The 20,904-nt window shown below is 51.9% G+C and carries 11 protein-coding genes and 1 pseudogene; 3 read left to right on the forward strand and 9 right to left on the reverse strand.

The window, feature by feature from the left end:
- Positions 1-203: 203 nt before the first annotated feature.
- Positions 204-503: pseudogene (locus tag DL239_RS09650) on the forward strand (integrase core domain-containing protein); the annotation flags it as partial.
- A gap of 336 nt (positions 504-839) precedes the next feature.
- Here DL239_RS09650 and DL239_RS09655 read toward each other — a convergent pair.
- The 4 genes from DL239_RS09655 to DL239_RS09670 form a co-directional block, all read right to left on the reverse strand.
- Positions 840-1,922 carry an extracellular solute-binding protein gene (locus DL239_RS09655; RefSeq protein ID WP_167683807.1) on the reverse strand — a complete coding sequence of 361 codons (1,083 nt, stop codon included), beginning with the start codon at positions 1,920-1,922 and terminating at the stop codon, positions 840-842.
- Positions 1,913-3,694, reverse strand: a complete 1,782-nt coding sequence (locus tag DL239_RS09660) for an ATP-binding protein (protein ID WP_167683808.1) — start codon at positions 3,692-3,694, stop codon at positions 1,913-1,915. The genes DL239_RS09655 and DL239_RS09660 overlap by 10 nt, the downstream gene beginning before the upstream one ends.
- An 819-nt stretch (positions 3,695-4,513) precedes the next feature.
- Positions 4,514-5,389 carry an ABC transporter substrate binding protein gene (locus DL239_RS09665; RefSeq protein WP_167683809.1) on the reverse strand — a complete coding sequence of 292 codons (876 nt, stop codon included), beginning with the start codon at positions 5,387-5,389 and terminating at the stop codon, positions 4,514-4,516.
- 127 nt (positions 5,390-5,516) lie between these two features.
- Positions 5,517-8,114, reverse strand: coding sequence for an MFS transporter (locus DL239_RS09670; protein ID WP_206188416.1), 2,598 nt, complete (start codon positions 8,112-8,114; stop codon positions 5,517-5,519).
- 161 nt (positions 8,115-8,275) lie between these two features.
- Between DL239_RS09670 and DL239_RS09675 the strand changes: the two genes are divergently transcribed.
- On the forward strand, positions 8,276-8,950 hold the full coding sequence (locus tag DL239_RS09675; RefSeq protein ID WP_167683811.1) for a class I SAM-dependent methyltransferase: 675 nt from the start codon (positions 8,276-8,278) through the stop codon (positions 8,948-8,950).
- A gap of 43 nt (positions 8,951-8,993) precedes the next feature.
- On the opposite strand, the gene DL239_RS09680 is transcribed toward DL239_RS09675, so the two are convergent.
- The 3 genes from DL239_RS09680 to DL239_RS09690 all read right to left on the reverse strand — a co-directional run bounded on the left by DL239_RS09680 (position 8,994) and on the right by DL239_RS09690 (position 17,441).
- Positions 8,994-13,118, reverse strand: a complete 4,125-nt coding sequence (locus tag DL239_RS09680; protein WP_167683812.1) for a hypothetical protein — start codon at positions 13,116-13,118, stop codon at positions 8,994-8,996.
- 801 nt (positions 13,119-13,919) lie between these two features.
- The gene (ptsP, locus tag DL239_RS09685; protein ID WP_167683813.1) at positions 13,920-16,160 is read right to left on the reverse strand and encodes a phosphoenolpyruvate--protein phosphotransferase; all 2,241 of its coding nucleotides are present in this window, start codon (positions 16,158-16,160) and stop codon (positions 13,920-13,922) included.
- Between the two features lie 42 nt (positions 16,161-16,202).
- Positions 16,203-17,441, reverse strand: coding sequence for an aspartate kinase (locus DL239_RS09690; RefSeq protein WP_167683814.1), 1,239 nt, complete (start codon positions 17,439-17,441; stop codon positions 16,203-16,205).
- 187 nt (positions 17,442-17,628) lie between these two features.
- Between DL239_RS09690 and DL239_RS09695 the strand changes: the two genes are divergently transcribed.
- Positions 17,629-17,991 carry a hypothetical protein gene (locus DL239_RS09695; protein WP_167683815.1) on the forward strand — a complete coding sequence of 121 codons (363 nt, stop codon included), beginning with the start codon at positions 17,629-17,631 and terminating at the stop codon, positions 17,989-17,991.
- A gap of 46 nt (positions 17,992-18,037) precedes the next feature.
- On the opposite strand, the gene DL239_RS09700 is transcribed toward DL239_RS09695, so the two are convergent.
- Together DL239_RS09700 and folE2 are read right to left on the reverse strand one after the other, a co-directional pair.
- Positions 18,038-19,483: a TrkH family potassium uptake protein gene (locus tag DL239_RS09700; protein WP_167683816.1), complete on the reverse strand. Its 1,446-nt coding sequence runs from the start codon at positions 19,481-19,483 to the stop codon at positions 18,038-18,040.
- A gap of 301 nt (positions 19,484-19,784) precedes the next feature.
- Positions 19,785-20,888 carry a GTP cyclohydrolase FolE2 gene (gene folE2 / locus DL239_RS09705; protein ID WP_167683817.1) on the reverse strand — a complete coding sequence of 368 codons (1,104 nt, stop codon included), beginning with the start codon at positions 20,886-20,888 and terminating at the stop codon, positions 19,785-19,787.
- Positions 20,889-20,904: the final 16 nt, after the last annotated feature.

A 20,904-nucleotide genomic window follows, 5' to 3' on the forward strand; every position in this document is an offset into this window, starting at 1 on the left:
AATCCAGGCCAAAGCCGCAGCGTGAAACAGAGGCGGGAACACATTGTCCCGTTATACGGACACGCGAAAACTTCGAGTTTTTCAACAACATTAGCCCTTTTACGACATTCGTGTTAGGTGCAGAATCCGAGATGACGTGTAGCACCCACCATTCGCTGCGCGTCGCACCAACGACTGCTAAGCGGTGCGATTTCAAGAACATTGTGTCTACGTACATTCGGTCGGGCAATGGCCCTGAGTTCATAACGGAGGCCTTCAGGGATTGGATCAAAGCCGTCGGGGCCAAGACAACTTACATCGAGCTAGGATCCCCTTGGGAGAACGGGTACTGCGAGAGCTTTAACGGACGAATACGGGACGAGCTGCTGATCGGTGAAATCTTCTTCTCGCTCCGTGAAGCTCAGATCATCATCGAAAGCTGAAGGAAACACTACAACACTGGCGGCGTCCATCAAATAACAGTCCAATCTCAACCTAGACCGTTACGACAGCCCCCCAAATGACAAAAGAGGTGAAAGGGAGTGGTTTGAAAGTTGGACATTGCTGCCTAGAGCGCTCCTCTCGGAAGATCGCATTGCACGCTACATTTGGGCAACGGATGTGCCAGAATGACGTCATTGTGCCGATGAGTGGCAAAGGCATTTATTATGCTAATGCCGACGTCGAGACCTTTTCAAAACCATCAAGGCCGAATTGATTTGGCGGAGGTCAGAAAAACACGACGGTAGGCTAAGATGGCGGTTTTCAAACACCTCAATGGGTTCTACAATCAGCGCCGTCGATGCTCAGTCTTGAGCGAGGAAGCCCTAAGTTGACCTCTTGGGCATTAATACTCTCCCCTAAAGACCGACCTGAAGCCTTCTCCAACGCCGGTCGAGTTGTCGTTTCTCCTGGCCGTTGCGCGGTTTAACGAAATAGAGAGGGACGGGAATATCTTGAGGTAGCGCCAAAGCCGGAAGGTCAAAATTTGGGTCGTCGATTTCAGCACGAGAGGATGATACACTGTTGTTGGCGAATGTGCTTAGTGTTGCCAATGCCATCATGTCGGGCCGCAGAATGTAGTCCATGAGCAGGTTCGACTGTTCTACATTCGCTGCATCACTGGGAATGACAAAAACGTCGGCCCACAGATTTGTTCCTTCTTGGGGAAGAATGAATTGATACTGTTCGCTTCCCTCTTCCAATAATGGCGCAAGGGCATCTGTGCTCCATGCAACGGCTAGGCAGATCTCCCCACCAAGCAAGTCATCATATTGATCGTTATCAAATGAGCGGACGTACGGCGCTATGGCAGAAACAACCTCAAAAGCGGCGTCAAGATCCTGATCGGACTGTGTATGCGGATCAAGACCAAGGTAGACGAGTGCCGCTGCAATAACTTCTTCCACTGAGTCAACAATAGTGATGCCACAGGCGGCCAACCTTTCCGCATTTTCCGGGTCAAATACCAATGACCAACTGTCAAGAGAGGCACCTGGAAGGCGTTCCGATACAGCTTCGACATCAAACACAACACCAGTTGTGCCCCAAAGGTAGGGCAAAACATGTCCTTCCGCACTCGGCATGGACTGGAGAAAAAGTTCCTGCAGTTCTGAATTCACACCGGTAGAATTCGGAATGGCATCCACCTCGATCTCCTGGATGGCTCCGGATTCAACCAAGCGTCCTACACTCTCCATAGGAACGACCGCTAGGTCGTAGCCTGTACCACGAGCAATCAAGCGCGCCTCAGCTTCATCTGACTCTCCATATGTGTCCATCGAGAATTGGGTCCCGACGTCTTCCGTGAAGCCGTCGATAGCCTCTTGAGCGATGTACCCGCTCCAATTATAAAACGAGACATGCTCAGTTTCCGCTGAAGCCGGAGCGAACAGTACCGCTCCAGTTAATAGAGCTAAGGCAGTTGTTGTCGTCAGGCGCATTGCGTGTTCGGCTCCTTGTGTTTACTGCTTTCGTCGGGCCAATGGCGTATCAGTTCCTCGGTTAAATCCGACTTTCTGATGGGTTTTGCGAGATAGCCGTCCATACCAGCGGCCAAACCTGCGTCCCGATGCTCATTCATTGCATTGGCAGACAACCCGATGATTGGAATCGGTTCCTTGTTCAGTTCTCGCTCTTTCGCCCGGATTGCGCGGGTTGCATTCAGCCCGTCCATTTCCGGCATTCGAACATCCATTAAGATCAGGTCAGGTAACCACGATTCTTCCAGTTCGATTGCCTCGACACCATTAGAAGCGGTTTTGACCTCGCATTCCATGCGCTCCAACATCTTGCTAACAACTAACCGATTGACGCGATTGTCATCCGCAACAAGGATTTTCTTGTTGAACGTCAGTGCTTGTTTGGCAGGGTTGGCCATCACAGTTACCCTCGGCGCATCTTCTACAGGAAATTCAACGACAAATTCCGATCCTTTGCCTAACTCACTTTCCATTGAAATCGTACCGTTCATGGCATCGATAAGTTTTTTTACGATGGCCAACCCCAACCCGGTCCCTCCAAACCGTGAAGTTGTGGACGCATCGGCCTGTGCAAATTGTTCAAATATCAGACTTTGGGATTCTGGTGCTACACCTATACCACTGTCCCTGAAAACAATGCTAAGTATTCGCGTGCCCTCATTCTCTGACACTCGTTCTTCTACCTCGATTTCGACGGCCCCGGCCTCAGTGAATTTGATGGCATTGCTGGCAAGATTGAGAACGATCTGCCGGACGGCCTTGCCATATCCCACCACATGCCAATTGGCTGTTTCAGGACGTGCAGACAGGTGCAGGTCAATTTTCTTGTTCTGAACTTGAGCTGAAAACAAGTCGACAACCTCTTGGCAAAGGGAAAGTACGTCGAAGACCTCGGTCTCCATTTCAAACTTGCCAGACTCGATTTTCGACAAATCCAATACATCATTGATGACACGTAAAAGAGAATTCCCGCTCACAAGCATCATGTGGACCATATGAATTTGTTCGTCGTCCAGATCAGTACCTTGTAACAACTCAGCCAACCCCAGAACTCCATTCAGTGGCGTTCGTATTTCGTGGCTCATCGTTGCGAGAAAATTGGATTTGGCCTCGGAAGCAGCCTCAGCACTTCGACGGCTAGCTTCAATTTCGGACTGCGCGCTGATAATAAAGCGCTCCATTGGTAAATGTACAAAACGTGCGGCGACAAGAACTCCAAGAGCTCCAATGGCGACGGCTATCAGTGCAAAGGCCAATTGTGCTTCCGTGGCGGCGCGGCCGGTCCGAACTTCGGCGTATTTGATCTGCATGATAACCGGAATCAACTGCCGCGATAAATCAGAAGCAAGTGCAGCTGCTTTTGAGATTTCTGAATTGGTTGTTTCAGCATTTGCGATCACGTTGGCAAAAAACAGAATTTCACCAAGCTCGGCCAATGGGTCTAACGAAGGTTGGTTCATTATTTCCTGCGCATCTGCAGAATAGGCAAATCTCGTATGAGCATTTCTAACCTGCTCAAGAGCGGAATTTGCGCTTATGGCGCTTCGACGAATTCGGCCAACAGCTATCAACGCTTTTTGCTTGGATGGATCGTTTTTTAGTTCGTCAAATGCCAAAGAAAGCTCAGCGAGAGAGACCAAAATCAAATCGAGAGATTGTGTATTTTCAGCGCGTCGAGCGACACCGTCGCGCCCGGAAAGGGTAATGAGGAAGGCGCCGATAGCAGCAGACAACAAGATAGCCAACGCAATGCCACTGCGTAGGCGTAAATAACTTTTGGTGATGCGCTGCCTTGGCATTAGTTACACGAAACCTCATATTTCCTAAGGTGGTTTCGCAGCATCTGATTTCGATTAGATTAATCTAAAGCGCTGCCCATGTGATCATTCACAACCACATATTTAACTAGAAGGCGCAGTCCCAAGCTGTGTAACATTGCCTCGATACCGAGACTTAAACGTGGCTAGCACCAACGGAAGTGACCAATCGCCTTTGGAAAACTATTCCTGTACGCCCAGTCATTTCCTGGGAACAAGTGATTGGTTCCAGCACTTTAAGTGCATTGCATTTCGCTTATTGGTGCCAACTGCTTACAATGAGCAGAGGTGATTTTTCTCCTTCGAGAATGCATGCTTCTATCAGATGTGCAACTGACTGACATCAGCACTTATGGGTCAAAATGAGCAACAGCAACTGTAATACCGAGCAGATGTTTCAAAACATTCTCAATTTAGTGCGGATTGCGCGTTTCCTTGATCGTGCGTTACCCTGATCTAGCAAAGCCAGATCAGCGGACCGTTTGTTTCTCATATGCGTGAGGCATCACGCCAACACTGTTCGCGGTGCTAACACTCCGACCAGCTATGAACGAGCAGGCTCCACGCAGTGCCTCAGAGGCGCCATAAGTCAGTCAATCAGCTACGAGAATAACCTGAGAGACCACTGCCACGAGTTCAGTTTGTGTACTCACCTCCAGTTTTTTTCAATACAGATTGAATCTAGAATGCCTTCAGGCTGAGCACAGATCGGCGTTGCACCATTTATCTGGACGCCTATTGTCGCCCCTCAGTGACCTCAAAGAGCTGCATCATATCAAGGGGGGGATAGAGCGACAGCTTTTTCGCCACGCTTCCATTTAGAACGAACGCAAACTCTTCCATCGCAAGTACAGGGTAACTCCCTGCTTGCGCATCGGAATTCAATATACGCATCGCTTGTTGGGCTGCAAGTTTGCCGACATCGTAATCCCTCGCCGCGATTGACAAATAGGCTTGGCTTTCGTGGACCAGCTTTTCATATGGGGAAAGTACAGGCAAACCGTGCGAAAGAGCCGTTTCGGTGAAGGTATCAGCGTGTGTCTCCAGAAAGGTGGAGGATCCCAGATAGATAAACTGCACGCCAGCCGCCTTCATTTGGGCGATCCCCGTGGCCATGTGTTGAAGCTTGGCGGGGTCGCCTCCGCGCACAGGCACTGCGGTTAGATGAAACCCCTCCTGCTTCGACAAGGCGTTGATTTCCTCGAATTTTCTTAGTGAGTTGTCTGCCTCAGGTTCATAGATCAACCCCAAGTGGTTGAAGTCTGGCATCACCCGTCGAAGACCATTGATGTTGACTGCTTCCGGCACCCGATTGCGGGTACCGGTTATTTGAGTCCGGCCTGTTTCAGTATAGCTGTCCACAATATCTGAGGCCACGGGATCAGAGACCACGGTAAAGACCACGGGCATGTCTCCCATGCGTGATCCTTCGTTAAACTCAGCTTTTGTACCAACCATCTGGCGCGTGACACGCGTGCCCCAAGTGACTAAAAGGTCCAGCTTTGCGTCTTTGACGAGATCAGGCATCCGGGCCAGAACGTTTTCGTCCCGGGCAGCGTCAAACTGGAGAAATTCGATCCCTGGATCCATGGCCCTCAGTTGATCCGCCACGCCGCGGCATACATCTTCGCAGCCGGCCCAAAGCACCATCCCTACCCTGTTTGATGTATCTGCCGCAACTTGTGCGACCAACGAAGCAAACAGAATGAATCCAAGCAACCCATTGCGATATTTCATCTTATTCCTTCCGTGACGTGGCAACCCGATCCGCAGGCCGTGTTGCTATGGTAACCACAACAAAGCCCGCTGCCGCAAAGCAGGCGTAAATCCCGATCATGGACGTTGTTCGCTCAAACCCAAAAGATGCGGCAAATGCGCCGGCGCTCACCATTGCAGCAGCTGCACCGGCGCGTTCAAGAACACGCACCATTCCAAGAACATTGGTAAGCCCCAGATGAGAAAGGCTGGTTTGGGATAAATGCACCACGATAGCCGTGATAGGCCCCGCCGACAATCCCAGCGCTGCTCCTGACACTACAGCAACAAAGAGCAGACCTTCAAAGGACGGCGCAGCACCGATGTGCCAGATTACAGCCCCCGCTGCCAAAGTGCCAAGCCCGGCGCAAGCCTGTGGAGCAGTACTGACAAACTTGATATGGCCTGCCGCCTGCCCTGCCAGCGTCAGCGCAAGGAAAAACAGCATCATGACCTGAGCAATCATTCTGATTGAGGCCCCGGCATCATCCATCAAAAGCGCCAAGAGATACGAAATAAACACGTGATCAATGATCGCCTGAGGCGCGATAACCCCCAGAGCAAACAACACGAAACGCCAATCTCCAAAACACTTTAGAAACCCAAGGCTGAGGCGCTGATCCTCGTCAACGCTCCCGAACACTTCGCCCAATGGTGCCATTTGCATCCAGATCAGGACGGCCGCAATCGTTGCAAGCCCGGCACAGAACGCAAAGACCGCTGGCTCTCCTATTCTGTCGGCAAGGATACCACCAATCGCGGTGCCCGCAAAAACACCTGAGAATAGTACGGCACGAAAGATCGCCATTGACCGCACGCGTTCTTTCGAAGGCAAAAGATCCAGCAAGTAGTCCTGACAGGCCAGCATCGCCAAGACAAACAAGGCACCGTTTAAACTCTGCCACAGGGTCGCCACTAGGATGCTTGGCGCGCTCAACAGGCCGATCTTGGCAACTGCGGTCAACAGAGCGGCAGTAATGAACAGTTGGCGATAGCCGATCTTTTGACCCAGCGGGCGCGCCAAGGGGGCGCAGATTAGGGCGCTTATTAGGTACCCTGCAAAAGGCAGGCTGATTGCCAGCTCCGAAGGCACAAAGGCAAGATCGTTTGGAAGATCCTGCATAAACAAAACAAAGAAAGACAGGGGCGCCTCGTCAGCCACCGCAAACAAAAACAAGCCCAAACGAACATCCGCCAGCGAAGCCAGACGCAAGCGATGCACACTTGCTGCTCCATTAGGAGCAGATGCAAGAATGGCTGTATTCAGGCGTTGGGCGCGAAGACGGAGCTCAGCTGGCCATTTGGGTGAAAAAACCAAATTCCTACGCCCGTCCAAAACTGACCGCGCCACTACAGCCAAACCGGAAATCGGACCGATCAGGGATTTCGACAACAGGATCGTCGCAATTTCCACAGCCAGCAAAGCTGTGAACACAACGATCACTGACAAGTCGAGAAAAAGTGCCCTAAATTGCCGCGTCAACATCCGGGGATCGGAGCTGACCGAAACGACCCCTGTGTCATAGGGAGAGAACTGAACTACTTCCCTGTAGGTCCGTCCAGTCGGCGACCCGACAGAGGTCTCAATGCCTGACAATGAAATGCTGATAGATCGAACTTCAGGGAACCGTGCTTGCATGTCCTGCAGGGCAGCTTTCAAACCAACCAGTTGATCAGCCGGGATCCCTGCCTCAATTGCTGTCTTCACATTTTCGGTCAACGTGTGCGCTACCAATGCAGCGCGCCTGTCGAGTTCTGGCACAAGGCTCTTGCTTAGAACAGCGTGTGAAACCCATGCCAACCCCACTAAGGTTACTAACGTTAAGGACGCAAAGACGGCTGAAGTCCTGCGGTTCAAGTGTCGATTGAAGTCGCTATTGTGGAGCGCCTGCAACTGGACCGGCAATGAGTTGGTGACATTTAGGTCGGCCGAAGCCCCGACAAGCGCTTCCTCAGCCCCGCTGATATCAGCCTCAGCCGCTAACAGAGTTTCACTCTCGCTCGGCCGAAGTAGAGCTTTGAACGCCAACCACGACAAGAAACCACCGAGAATACAGGCCAACGCTGAAAATTTCAGCATGGTCCAACGGAAATTCCAGCTCAGCTTGGTTAACTCAGTCAACGGATAACTAGCATAGATCGCGCCGACGACTTGCCCCGAGGTCGTATAAATCGAGTGTCCTGCGATCAGATGAGACTCGGTCTGAGTAGACCAATCAGGGTACTCGCTTCGCCTGAGTGCCTTCAAGACACTCTCGGAGACAGCGTTTTGCGACGAGGTAACAGCCTGCTCAACAATAATCCCGGAAGGGTTGAACAGAACCACATTGTAAATCGAAGGATCAATTTGTATCGCCCGAGCCAAGACTTCGGCGCGATTTCGCAACATGCTGACCGGCAAACCAAGAGATATGACCGTCTCAAAAGGACGTGACGCACCTTTTACCGAGATTGCCAGTCGATCGCGTATCAATTGCGAATGCGTTTTGCTCTGCTGAAGCGAAGCTACAGAAGAAAACACCAAAGTTGCCAGCCCAAGATATAGGCAAGCCAGTATTGTAAGCCATCGGTGAATTTTCATCCGTTAAGCAAACACCCCCTGTAACAGACCTTTGCAGCAAGGAGCCACGCAAGCAAGCGTTGTATTAGCTACATGGCGTCGCTTACACTGAACTGGAAACCCGGCGGTTGCAGCCTTGAGCGTCGCGGTTAAAGTAGGTCAAAATTACTGGGGGCGAATGGTTGAGCAACACAGACATTTCCAAACTGGCTCTGCAAACTCAGTCAGTTTACCAGCGCAACGCTCGTCGGTTTGCAAGTAAACGACCAAAGACACTGGTTGAGCAGCTTTGGCTTGATCGTTTTATAAAACTGGTGCCCAAACATGGGAGTATTTTGGATTTGGGCTGCGGGGCTGGCGACCCCATTGGCTCGTATTTTATCAAGCAAGGGCATCGTGTTGTTGGGCTGGATGCATCATCAAACATGATAGAAATGGCGCGTGAAATTAACCCACACGGTGATTGGAGACATGGAGACATGCGCCACCTCGACCTTCCCGAGCGGTTTCACGGCATCATCGGTTGGAACAGCTTTTTCCACTTAACGCGTGACGAACAACGAAAAGCACTCCCGGAAATTGCCCGTCACCTTCACCCAGAAGGCGCACTGCTGCTAACGGTCGGCCCAAATGAAGGAGAAGTGACGGGATGTGTTGGTGATGACCCTATTTATCATGCCAGCCTATCGCCAAACGAGTACGGTGATATTCTCGCAAGCCATGGCATCAGAATACGGCAATTCGTACCCGAAGACCCCGATTGTTATGGAATGACTATTCTGCTCGCCCAAAAGGCTGTTTTTCTTGAAGCTGAAAACAGCCGAGTAGAAATTTCAGATAGCCCACATTTGAAGTGAAGGGGATTATCCCCCGAGCGACCAAAACAGTTTGAAACATGGTCTACTCTGACGCAGTATCTTTAGCCTTTTTCAACGCATCTTTTCCTGCTTTTACTAATTCAGCTTCCAGCTTCTTATTAAACTCAACCCATTTGAGATCTGCTGCCCGAGCTTTTTTTAACGACTTTGGGACTTCTGCCCCGAACTTCGTGTAAATCTCAGATACGTAACCTTCGAGAGTGTCAAAATACCGAATTTCATCTACCCACTTCCCAACACCATCGGCTGGCGGGAACTTACCGGCCACCGCAAATAACCTAACCTCTGGATCATAACTGTACATGATACGAGCTGGCCCAGCTTCTGTGGTAAAGCTAGCAATGCCCACTTTGGTTCGGTTCGCCACGATGGCATCAGTGCGCACAATTTCAAGATCATCCCAACTTGGCGCTCTGGAAGCGATGTCAGATACCCCCTTTGCAGTTTCCTTTGGATGACTGTGAAAGGGAAGCTCCCAATTCTCTGTTTCCCAGTTGTTATTCTTATGAATTTTGTGATCCGCACCAAACGTATCGACCAGATCCTGTGCCTGTTTACTGGGCCATGGAACACTCCCTTCCCCCCCCTGAACAAGGACATAGGTATCCGCCTTGAAATTATAATACAGCCCAATCTCTTTCGTGGGCGTATTTTCACATGCCGCGTAGTAATACCGGAGAACCTCGGCGGGATCTTCCGACGGCAACATGGCCATGGTGCCTTCCGGTGAGTTGAGAGGTAAGATGTCAGCGGCACGTTTTTGGTATTCACTTGCTTTCAGCAGGTCGAGCTTCAGATCAGAGGTGGATTTCGGATCAAGGGATTTCGGCGATGCAGGTGCATCCTGCGTCTTTGACCCATCCACCTTCGACCCGGTCTTTGTCGCCGCACCAACGGCTTCGTCAGCTTCCCGGCGCGCAGCTTCCAGCAGTGTATCGAGAAGTTTAGCAGTCTTGCGATCCACGCCTTTGTCAACAATCCCAGAAACCCAGCGCTCAAGTTGGATCAAGGCTTCTAGCTTGTCTATTGACTTATTGAATGTCGTGGTTGCGTCTATCAATTCATCTGCCCAGGCCGGTGGTACAGCTTCGCCGACGGCGGCTTTCCCAACCTCAGTTGCCTTATCGCCTTTTATGAGCGCTTTGGCCAGTTTTCCGATTGCTGCCACATCCAGTCCCAAACCGACAATCGTAAGAACAATTCCCAAAACGCTGGGTTCGTCGACAATCGCACCGGCGCTGTGTGCTTTCGACTCCAGCACGTAATCATTGACTTGAATATCCAGTTCAACAAATCCAGCGGTCACTGAAACACCCGCAGCGATCATAGCCACCGCGCCGGTGCCACCAGACAGAATTCCGGCAGCAAGGCCAACTAAGAGCAAAGCGATGCCAATGCCATCTTCATCCTCTTCGCTAATACGCTGGCTGATCACACCTTCAAAAAGCGGGTCCTCGGCGACACCGCTTTCTAGTTTCGTAAGCTCTTGTATGCCATCGAATTTCCAAACCAATGACGAGTTTTTCTTCATTGATTTCTGGGTGCTCTCTATGTGTTCAATTTTGGTCTTAACAACACTTTGCATAAGGTACTTTCGGTGCTCCTTCGGAGCATCATGGAATTTTTCCAGATCAAAACTGGGGTCTTTGGTGATCGGGAAAAGTCGGCCCAGCTTTTCCGTGGCCTTGGCCATTGTCTTTTCGTACTCTATTGTCTTTTTTAAGTGTTCTTCGTAGCTGGAACTGGCAGTGTATGCTTCTGCGGCGATGTCCTTTTTCAGGAGAATTTCAAGGGCTCTCTCCCTTTCGTCGAACCATTGATCGACGGCTGCATATATCTCGTCTGAGGCAGCTGGATCTTGGTATTTCTTCTGGAGGTCCCGCAACTTATGCAATGAGCGGTCGAACATATCGTTAGCGACATGAACAGCTTCTTCTTCGAACGAGTCTTCGTAGGCTTTAACTTTTTTGTCATAGGCCGCAATGTCGCCATACCCAGCCGCAGCAATCTTGGCTTCCAAGGCCTGACGCTGCTGGAACGCATCAACGATCTCAGCGTTCAAGGTATTATCAAGAAACTGATCAAGAAGGTTTCGGTCATCCGGATTCCTCTGAAGCTCGTGTAGTCGGGCTATGACCTCAGCCTGGCGTTTGAGTTGGGCTGCTGTAAGCCTCGCTTCTGCCGCCTCTAACTTGGACAGATCAGCAAACAACTCTTGGGTGCCTGTAATACCTTCCTTGGTTTCCTCGCGGGTGCGGACGGCATCCTCGTGAGCTGCCATTTCAGAGTTGAACTTATTCAGCGCATCACGGAACTCGCGTGCGCCTGTCCGCCCAGCCGAGCGAGCTATGAATGCTGCTCGGTCCTCAGACGACATCAATTCCAAAATTTCCGCGGCCTTCAAAGCCATGTCGTAATCTTCAGGGCGCAATTGAAATTTGCTGTCCTCGTCAAACATGAACTTTTTGGTTTCCTCGGACAGTTCCGAAACCCGCTGGCCTTTTTCGACGATATCAGCGCGAAGGTTTAACCAAAGATCGATCCAGTTTTTATGCTGTGGATTTTTCGGGTCTAGGTCTCCCAGGAACCCGGTTTTTTCCCTGAACAGCTTGTCCGTCAGTTGGTTAATCATTTTCTTTTGTTGATGGCGCATTTTACGGAACTGATCACTTGCCTCTCCCAGCGCCTGGCCGTCGCGGCTTGTGAGTGAATAATCCGTCAACGTGTACCAGAAGTATTTGTTTGCAAGTTCCTTTTCTGTAGTCCCCACAAACTTACTTTGAGGGGTCCAGAACCCAGACTTTATTTTGCTGACTGCTTGGCCTTCGGTGTCCACTTCGTCGTCATAGTCGATGACAATCGCGACCAGTTTTTGGTGGGCGGACATGGGCTTACTGAACTCTATTTTCCGTCTGAACGTGACACCCTTGTTGTCGGTTTCGCCTGGAATGTTGCGGAAAGCACCAGCATCTTTCTCATCGTCCCAATCGCTTTCGGGTACAAATTCACCCGTCACGACAGATAACTTCCCTTTGGAAGGAACAGAGCTTGAATCGCCTATCCCAAGAAACCCACCGTCATTCAGAGTTTTCTTCGTCAGAACGATAATTTTCTTGGCCTGTACCAAGTCCCCCTTTTCAACTGCAGACCAGAACCCGGCTTCCAAGCCGCTAAGCTTCTTCCCCCTCTTTTTGGGGTCAGCCGATTGCGCCAGGGCTATGTCAGGCCTCAATTTCTCAAATTCTTCAACGGTAGAATTATCGGGCAAGGAAGGGACGTCCACCGCCGCCTCGGCTTCCGTATCGCTGTCCTCGATCAGATCGCCACTCCCATTTAAGACAACGACCCTGCACGGGACGCCCTTATCGGCAAAGTAAGTTCGGGCAATGCGCGCGATCGAGCGTACTGGCGGTTCTTCACAGCGCATCAGAACTTTCTTTCCCTCAACGGCCATGACTCCCCATGCACCACGAGCACTCGCGCCCTTGGATTTTGCCCGTTTGATAAGAATGGACGTCGATTTGCGCAGGTGTGCTTCTAGAACGTGGGCTTCCCTGCCAATCATAAACGCGAAATTCAGGGGCCTTTTACGTGCACGCACGAAGAGAGCGACCAGATCATCCCCACTAAGGCTAATATCTTCATCCGCACTATCCACACCGCCCACTTGAGTACCGGATACCATTTTGGTTTCGGGGTCAGGCTCGCCATTTCCAGGCTCCGTATCGGGTTTTGGCAATGGAGAGGTATTAGCCACATTTGTTTGAGCAGCAGTATCCTTGACCAAGGGAGTCTCCGGCTTGATACTTTTTTGCTGATCCTCATCCTTCGCCATTACAAGGTCGACAGAAAGGCGATGGCCATTATCAGCAAAATGTTGTTTCGCTGCCTTAGCCAACGCACTTGGGGGGCTGTCCTCGCAGGTAAAGACTGCATTGGTACTGTTCACTGACATTGTGCCCCAAACGCCTCTGGTGCCGTTGCATTTTTTCTTGGCCTCTTTACGCAAGACATCCGTTTTAGTGCGACGGTCGGCGCTCAATGCAACACCATCTTTGCCAGTAAATAGCGCGAAATTCAGCGCATTTTTTTTTGCGTCCGAGAAAATCTTCGCTAGTACTTTTTTTTCATCATCTTTGGGGGCCATTGTAATTTCCTTTTGCCCGTCATTCCGCAGGTAGGGTACTAAATGGCAATGTCACGCATCTGGTCGCTTTTATTCCAACCTAGATCCTTCAATGTCGAAGGTGTTGGGCCCTCTGCGCTCTGAGGTGCCTCTAGATTTGTAAACGCATTGCTTGATAACTTTTATAGCAAAGGAAAATGCAAATCTTAGGGCAAATTCGTTACCCGTATGAGTTCAAGATTGAGGCTGTGGCTCGGTACACTTCCTGCGCAAAATCAGATTAAGACTCGTAAACGGCAAAGTGAAGCGTAGAACAGGCAGCCAGGCCTATCGTGGACGGAACTTGCCACCGCCATAAGGCATGATATTAACCGTTTACTAACCAATTCAAAGGGATACAGCACAAACCGAAACTACCACCACACTTCTTTCGATCACCAAGTGTGTGAACATCAACCTCTGAACAAGACGATTAACCACTTGTTTACAATTAATTATGGCTTGTATCTAATGTGCACATCCCTTGAATAACTGCAAGCCTGCCTCATTTTGGCGCTTAGCAATGACTATCACCACCAAAAACGCTTCAAGCAAGTTCAAATGTCAAATATCTCCGGATTTCGTGCAATTACTGAAAAAGATCAACAAAACCGCGATATCACTCCCGATGCTTCACCATCATGACAGATAATCACAATTTTAACCTGCAGATTTTCGCGCTTCCAACCCGAAAAAAGCGAGGACAATGAAAATTTCTACAGGATTTACCAGCCAAATCCCTGTGTGAAATTTCCGTCTTGGCTTAGCTCGGTCTCCAGCAGATCAAAGATCGCGAAGGTAGTCCATCACCGCAGGACGAACAGACTGCTCACCCCGATGGCGGGCATCTGCGATAATTTTACGCAAAGCGTCCAAGTCTACACGAAGCAACAGTGACTTTACCGGCCCGATTGAGGCTGGGCGCATAGACAGAGTGCGAATTCCAATAGCAGCCAGACAAACCGCTTCTATCGGACGGCCCGCATCTTCACCACAAAAGCTGAGCGGGGTGTTAGTGGATTCGCAGCGTTCAACAATGCGCTCTATCAGGCTGAGAAAGCTGACATTCAGCGTATCATACCGTTTACGCACTCGCTCATTTTCGCGGTCGGCTGCAAAAAAGAACTGCTTTAGATCGTTGCCGCCGATTGACAGAAAACCGACTTCTTCAAAAAACTTTTGCGGTGCAAAAGCCAGAGACGGCGTTTCCAACATCGCCCCTACGTCCAGCACTTCGGGCAGAGGGTGGCCCAAGCGGCGCTCCCGCTCCAATGTCTTCTCCACTTCGGCGCGCGCTGCACGATATTCTTCGAACTGTGCGACAAAGGGGAACATTATGGTCAATGGGCGGCCATCAGCGGCGCGCATCAGCGCCTGTAGCTGCATCCTCATAACGCCGGGCTTATCCAAGCCCACTCGGATCGCACGCCAGCCCAGAGCCGGGTTTGGCTCATCTGTGGGCTTCATATAGGGCAGCACCTTATCCGAACCGATGTCCAAAGTTCGGAACACAACCCGCTTGCCATGACCTGCGTCCAAAACCCGCTTGTACAGCACTGCCAATTCCGTGCGTTTGGGCATTTTGTTGCGCACTAGGAATTGTAGTTCAGTCCTAAACAATCCTACACCTTCGGCGCCCGAACTCTCTAATGACGGCAGATCTGCCATCAACCCAGCGTTCATCATCAGGTTGACCGTTTTACCATCTTTAGTCACCGCTGGTCGGTCGCGAATAGAGGAATAACGTTCCTGCGCTTTTGCCTGCATCGCCATTTTGTCGCGGAATGCCGTTGTTACCATATCCTCGGGGCGCAGGTGCACCACACCTTGCTCGCCGTCGACCATTATGTGATCGCCATTCAGAGCCTCGGTGGTGATGCGCTTGGCGTTTACGACCAATGGAATGGCCAAAGCACGGGCTACAATCGCCGCGTGACTACCAACCGACCCTTCTTCTAAAACAACTCCGCGCAAGCTACGCCCGTACTCCAGCAGATCGCCGGGGCCAATGTTCCGGGCGATCAAAATCGGGTCAACCGGTAGATCAGCGCTAGATGTTGCCCCCTGCCCCGTTAGAATTCGCAGCAGACGGTTTGACAGATCATCCAGATCGCTCAACCGTTCACGCAAATAGGAATCCTGCACCTGGCTCATGCGGGCACGTGCCTGAGATTGCTCTTTCTCAACAGCTGCTTCGGCGCTCAGCCCGCGCGATATGTCCTCTTCCATACGCCGCATCCATCCCTTGGAGTTGGCAAACATGCGGTAGGCCTCAAGCACCTGCATCTGTTCCTTGTCGCCATCCAGCGACACTTCCAGCATCTTATCGACGCCCACCCGCAGTTCGTCTACTGCCTCGATTAGACGCTCCATTTCACGATGTGGATCATCGGCAATTGGATTGGTAATGACCACGCGCGGCTCGTGCAGCCAAACGTGCCCTTCGGCGGATCCTTCCTGTGCCGAGGTGCCACGCAAGAGAACAGATTGCTGGTGCAGAGGCGACAGTGCCGCACCTTCGCCCACAAAAGCCCCAAGCTCGGTCATCTCAGCGATGACCATGGCCACCACTTCTAGGCCATACACCTCATCTGCACTGAACATGCGTTCTTCACGCGACTGAACCACCAGAACGCCCAGTTTTTCGCCAAGCCGCTGGACTGGTACACCTAGAAACGAAGAAAACCGCTCCTCACCTGTTTCCGGCATATACCGGAATCCCTTGGCTCCGGGTGCATCTGGCGTGTTCACGACCTTGCCATACTTTGCCACTCGACCAACCAGACCTTCCCCCATACGCATACGCGTTTGGTGAACGGATTCGGTATTCAAACCCTCGGTCGCACAGAGCTCCAGTGTCTCGTCATCGCGGAACAGATAGACTGAACACACCTCTGTGCCCATGCTATCGGCAATCAGATGGGTGATTTTGTCCAGGCGGGCCTGGCCAGCTTCATCGCCGGCCATTGCCTCGCGCAGCCGCACTAACAGCTTGCGGCTTTCAGATTCAGTGCTGTCCGCCATAGGCCCTGTTCACGAATACGGGTGTCAGGTTGCCTTGTTGATTCAGGCAACCTTGTCCAGATCAAAGGCATCATGCAGTGCTTGGACCGCAAGTTCCATGTATTTCCGGTCAACCAACACGGAAATTTTGATCTCGGATGTGGTGATCACCTTGATATTGATGCCTTCGTCGGACAGCACCTTGAACATCTTGGCCGCTACACCTGACTGCGAACGCATACCAATGCCTACAACGGATACCTTGGCGACGTCTTTGTCGGCTACCAGTTCGGCATAGTTCAGCTCACCTGCACCTTTGGTGGCGAGCAGTGCTTGTTCGGCGCGGGCCACCTGATCGGTTGGGCAGCTAAAGGTCATGTCAGTGCGGCCATCTTCCGAGATGTTCTGCACAATCATGTCAACGTTCACACCGCCCTCGGACAGTGAATTAAAGATGATGGCCGCAATGCCAGGACGGTCAGCGACCGACAACAGGGTCAGCTTGGCTTCGTCGCGGGAATAGGCCACACCGGCCACTGCATTGGATTCCATGATTTCCTCCTCGGCACAGACCAGCGTGCCGGCCTCATCAGATTGTTCTTCAAAGCTGCTTAGAACACGTAGTTTAACCTTATACCGCATCGCCAGCTCGACAGATCGGGTTTGCAGGACCTTGGCGCCCAAGGACGCCAGTTCCAACATCTCTTCGAATGAGATTTTGTCCAGTTTGCGGGCCTTTTCGCAGATACGGGGGTCTGTCGTATAGATGCCGTCTACATCAGTGTAGATATCACACCGCTCAGCATCAAAAGCAGCAGCAAAAGCCACCGCGGTTGTATCCGACCCACCACGGCCCAGCGTGGTGATACGGCCCTCGGGGCTCACCCCTTGGAAACCCGCAACCACCGCGACCTTCATGCCTTCGCCGAATTTCTGATTGATATTGTCAGTACCGATCTCTTCGATACGGGCCTGGCTATGGGCGCTGGTGGTCTGAAGCGGCACCTGCCATCCCTGCCAGCTGCGTGCCGGAACATCCATTTCCTGCAACGTCAGCGCCATCAGGCCAGCAGTAACCGCCTCGCCCGATGACACAACAGCGTCATACTCGCGGGCGTCAAACAGTGGCGAAGTCTCTTCGACCCAACCGACCATTTCATTGGTCTTACCGGACATCGCCGAAACGATGACAATGACGTCATAGCCTTTGGCGACTTCGACACCAACACGTTTGGCTGCTCGCTTGATGCGATCCAGGTTGGCGACCGAGGTGCCGCCGAATTTCATAACAAGTACCGGCATGGGGGTGCTCTCCGTGCGCTGGCGTATTTCGATCTCCCGCGTCTTAAGCGAGCGTTGATGCAAGAGCAAGAGCAGCTGCGTCACACCTGCCAATCGGCCTGAAAAAACAATGCTGAATTCGACGGGTTTACAGCCCGAGAACCCGGTGCGAAACTCAGCTTAAATAATATCTTTGAAAGGATTTTTCATGCGGTTTGTAGCCTTGTTCGCCTGTGCGGCGTTGCTGCCTCTGTCGGGGTATGCACAAAGTGCCAATATAGCCGGCACAGATGGAACACGGTCCGTAGGACACATTGATTGCGCAGTCAAAGACGGTCAGTTGAATTCTAGCTGCCCTGTCGAGATCCTGCCCAAAGAGGACGGTTCAGTCACTCTGCGGGTGATGCTTCCTGGTGGGCAAGTGCGGTACCTATATGCAACCGACGGCAAAGTCACATCAACAGACAGCACCGGCTCGATGGCGTCAAAGACCCTTGCCAATTCCACTGTCGTACACATCACGCCTGCAGAACGTTTTGAGATCCCCAATAGCCTGCTAGTCGGCAAGTAACAGCGTAGGGTGCGTGCACATGCGCGCACCACAATCACCGCCGCTCTTAGGCCCTCCAAAAACGGATGGTGAAGAGCACGTAGACAGCCATCAACTCCAGTCGACCGATCAACATTGCTGAAATCAAAATCCATTTTGCCGCGTCGTTCAGGCTCGCGAAGTTTCCAGCGGGTCCGATAATACTGCCCAGCCCCGGCCCAATGTTGGCAACGGCAGTGGCTGCGCCTGACACAGATGTGGTGAAGTCCAAACCTGTCAGGGCCAGCCCCCAAGCCACAATACCAATCGTGACAATGAAGAAAACGAAGAATGATATAACCGAGCTTAGAACATCCGGACCAACAGCCCGCCCTGCATACCGCGGCGTGAACACACCATTTGGCGAGCGAATGCGCTGAATTTGGGCTTTGATCGAGGCAAACAGCAATTGGTACCGGAAGATCTTGATCGAACAGGCGGTCGATCCAGCACAGCCGCCAATTAACCCAGTAAAGAACAGCACGGTGACCGGAAACCCTCCCCATGTCATGTAGTCAACACTGGCATACCCAGTGCCCGTCAATAGCGAGACCGTGTTAAACAAGGTATCGCGAAACCCGACGTCTGACTGGCTGATGTGGGTCAAATTCCAAACGGTTAGCGCGAGAACCAGTAAAAAAGCAGTCGCAAAAAAGGCGCGGATCTGACTGTCTCGCAACAGCGGCTGTGTATGACCTGCGGTCAGCTGCACAAAGCGCACAAATGGCAAGGCGGCCAGTAACATGAACACCACGGCGACATATTTGGTCTGGCCGGAAAAGGCTCCGAAAGAAGAATCGTAGTTGGCAAAACCGCCAGTTGCCACAGTGGTCATCGCGTGCACCACTGCATCAAATGCGTTCATCCCGGTCACAACGTAGGCCAGTGCACATATACTTGTCAGGGATATATAAATCACCGAAATCCTTGACGAAATTTCAGTCGCACGGGGTAGGATTTTTCCAAAAGTGTCAAAGCCTTCCGAACGGAAGATCTGCATCCCTCCGACTCGCAGTTCCGGCAGAAAAACCATGGCGACAACAATGATACCGATGCCCCCCAGCCACTGTAGGATACCGCGCCACAAGAGGATGCCGCGTGGCAAACTGTCCAGCCCACCAACAACTGTCGATCCGGTGGTAGTCAGGCCGGACATCGCCTCAAAAAATGCATCGACGAACCGCAACTCGGTCGCGCCCAATACAAAGGGCAACGCTCCAAACAACGGTAGAGCCAGCCAAACCCCAGTGGTCAGCAAAAAGGTTTGCTGAATGGTCAGCCCTTCGCGCACCCCGTTGGCACAGCTCAGCGATATTAGACCGCCAGCCAATACCGTAAACACCGCGCTTTCCAAGAAAACTGGCCACTGTCCCTGCCCGTCGATCAGGTCGATTAGCAAAGGAAACAGCATGGTTGCGCCCAAAATGGCGACCAGCAGGCCGATGACATATCCAACAGGGCGAAGATCCAACATGACCCGCAGGCTTGGCGTGCAGAGTGTCAACTGTCAAGCCAAAGGGGGTAAACATAAGTGATGTGATAGCAGACTGGTGCGAGTAGACACATCTAGAAACAGGGTGGTACTCCCGTCCCAGCGCCGATCACCGGCCAAGGCCGATCCCCTTGCTGGGTTGGGCGTAGCGCCGCGCCTTGCGCGGCGCTACGCCCAACGGAAACCGGGCCTCTGGCAGGAGACCGGTGACGGGCGGGAGCCGTTGATTTCAAGTGTTTATTTGGAGCTCTGGCGTTCCGACCTATGATCAGATGACCTGCGCCTATCCCCGGTGGATTAGAGTCGAGAACAACTGTGGATCAAGGCTTCTGGCCACAAAAGTGTCCCCGCAGGTCAACACACTTACGGCGTCGTGGCTGTGCAGACTTTCCTGATGGCTGGCCAGTACTCGGAAGTCGCCAATGCGCTGATCATTCTGCAGTGCTTCGCAGAACAGCCGTGCAGCATCCTCAACAAAAATTGGGTTAGCGGCGTTGAGCTCGGCAAAAGCCTGTTCATCCTCACGTTTAACCATCACCTGCGTTTCGGTAGGCACGGCTTTGCGGCAGTGATCAATCAGGTCCTCAAACCACAGGCAATCAGCCCCCTGCTTGACCTGCACGGAAATGCGCGCCACCGAGCGTTGCGAATGTGGAGTTGCCAACTGTCCTCGCGTTGAGCGGGCGTGCTCGCTCAACTCTAGCGAACAGGGACAGGTTGACGAATAAACATAATCCAGATGGATGATCTCTTCTCGGATCCCATCATGATCAACCAGTTCCAATGCAATATCGTAATACTGATACCCTGACAGGCCCGAACGCAGGCTTTCTACCCTTGCCGGGAAAGAAAACCGCATCTGAATGCGGGCATCCGGGCTGTCCAGATCGCTAAGATAGTTATCAACAGCCGCCGCCATCACCTCAAAACTAAAGGTCCGCTCGGCATGCTTATAAAAGGATCGCATAATCCGGGACATATTGATGCCCTTTTTCTCGCCCTCCAGACTTACAGTTCCTGTGATCGACGTTTCTAAGGTCAAATCGCCACCATCGCGGGTGTGGAAGCGAATAGGCAATCGAAAGTTGGAAATACCAACATGTTGGATGTTCTGACGCGCACCACGGATCAGGCTAGACGGTCCATTTTGCAAATCAGGCAGGGTTGCCCGATAGGCCTCGTCGGATTTAAAATTCTCAGGGTAGTGACGAGACAAGTCTGGATAATTACGGATCTCGCCATCAGGCAACAATCGCGCCACTGCTGGGTCCAATTGAGCAATTTCGGTCGCACTTGCACCTGCAGCCCAGTTTCGCAACAGTTCAAGCGCCGCTGCGGCCTCTTCACGGTCTGCTGTTGAATTCGTTTCACCCGAGTGGATATTCATCAGCACATATTCCTTC

The organism is Parasedimentitalea denitrificans (assembly GCF_011813015.1).
In the GTDB taxonomy this organism is placed as follows: Bacteria; Pseudomonadota; Alphaproteobacteria; order Rhodobacterales; family Rhodobacteraceae; genus Parasedimentitalea; species Parasedimentitalea denitrificans.

What these genes read in the sequence shown, in the direction of transcription:
- DL239_RS09670 (WP_206188416.1), bottom strand. Translation starts at nt 8,114, where the DNA reads ATGAAAATTCACCGATGGCTTACAATACTGGCTTGCCTATATCTTGGG.
- ptsP (WP_167683813.1), bottom strand. Translation starts at nt 16,160, where the DNA reads ATGGCGGACAGCACTGAATCTGAAAGCCGCAAGCTGTTAGTGCGGCTG.
- DL239_RS09690 (WP_167683814.1), bottom strand. Translation starts at nt 17,441, where the DNA reads ATGCCGGTACTTGTTATGAAATTCGGCGGCACCTCGGTCGCCAACCTG.
- DL239_RS09695 (WP_167683815.1), top strand. Translation starts at nt 17,629, where the DNA reads ATGCGGTTTGTAGCCTTGTTCGCCTGTGCGGCGTTGCTGCCTCTGTCG.
- folE2 (WP_167683817.1), bottom strand. Translation starts at nt 20,888, where the DNA reads ATGAATATCCACTCGGGTGAAACGAATTCAACAGCAGACCGTGAAGAG.
- DL239_RS09655 (WP_167683807.1), bottom strand. Translation starts at nt 1,922, where the DNA reads ATGCGCCTGACGACAACAACTGCCTTAGCTCTATTAACTGGAGCGGTA.
- DL239_RS09680 (WP_167683812.1), bottom strand. Translation starts at nt 13,118, where the DNA reads ATGGCCCCCAAAGATGATGAAAAAAAAGTACTAGCGAAGATTTTCTCG.
- DL239_RS09700 (WP_167683816.1), bottom strand. Translation starts at nt 19,483, where the DNA reads ATGTTGGATCTTCGCCCTGTTGGATATGTCATCGGCCTGCTGGTCGCC.